Origin of the sequence: Streptomyces lancefieldiae, assembly GCF_031845825.1 — a bacterium.
Classification (GTDB): domain Bacteria; phylum Actinomycetota; class Actinomycetes; order Streptomycetales; family Streptomycetaceae; genus Streptomyces; species Streptomyces lancefieldiae.
The window spans coordinates 1-1,124 of the sequence record NZ_JAVRFH010000230.1 but is presented as its reverse complement, the minus strand read 5'-3'; the positions used below and the strand labels follow the sequence as shown (position 1 = coordinate 1,124).

General features: G+C 69.1%; 1 protein-coding gene. It reads right to left on the bottom strand.

Annotation, left to right across the window (positions count from 1 at the left end):
- Nucleotides 1-1,124: acyl carrier protein (locus RM812_RS41810; protein WP_311586200.1), on the bottom strand; the 1,124-nt coding region annotated here is incomplete at both ends.

The window sequence follows — 1,124 nt, the reverse complement described above, 5'->3', positions numbered from 1 at the left end:
TCACCGCCGCGCAGCGCCCGCACCGCCAGATGCAACGCGACCAGCGACGACGAACACGCCGTGTCCACCGTCACCGCCGGCCCCTCCAGACCCAGCACATACGAGATACGACCCGAAGCGACACTGCTGGAGGATCCGGTCAGCAGGTAGCCCTCGTAGCCGTCAGCGCCTTCGTGGAGTCGGGGACCGTACTCCTGGGCCATCACCCCGGCGTAGACGCCGGTCCGTGAGCCGCGCAGCGCATGCGGGTCGATACCCGCCCGCTCCAACGCCTCCCACGACGTCTCCAACAGCAACCGCTGCTGCGGATCCATCACCAACGCCTCACGCGGCGAGATACCGAAGAAGCCCGCGTCGAACTCCCCCGCGTCATGCAGGAACCCACCCTCACGCACATACGTACGCCCGGGCACACCCGGCTCCGGATCGAACAACCCCGCCACATCCCAACCCCGATCGGTCGGGAACGGGGAGACCGCGTCCACCCCCGACGCCACCAGGTCCCACAACCCCTCCGGCGACGACACCCCGCCCGGGAACCGGCACCCCATCCCCACGATCGCAATCGGCTCGTCGACCGGGGTGTCGGTGCGGACGACAGCCTGTTCCTGGGGCCGGCCCAAGAGCTTGTCGCGGAGGTGGTGAGCGGCGGCGAGGGGAGTCGGGCAGTCGTAGATCAGCGAGGTCGGTACGTGCAGTCCGGTCCGGGAACGGAGGTGGTTCTTGAGCTCGACACCGGTCAGCGATTCGACGCCCAGTTCCTTGAACGTTGCCTCAGCGCGTACTTCGGCATCGGCGTCCAGCCCGAGAACGGTGACGACACCGTCGCGTACTTGGCCGAGCAACCGCTCGATCTGCTCGGTCGCGGTCAACGTCAGGAGATCCTGGCGGAGTTGCCCGGCGGGATCCGTCGTGCCCGACGGCACTGCGGCGGCTTCGTCCGGCCGGCTGTCCAGCGTGAGCGCCGCCGATGCGGAGCCGTCGGGTGCCCAGTAGTGCCGGCGTTGGAAGGGGTAGGTGGGCAGGTCGACGGTGCGGGCACCGGTGCCCTCGAAGAGTGCCGGCCAGGAGACGTCGACACCCTGGACGAACGCCTCCGCCACCGAGGTCAGGAAACGCCGCAG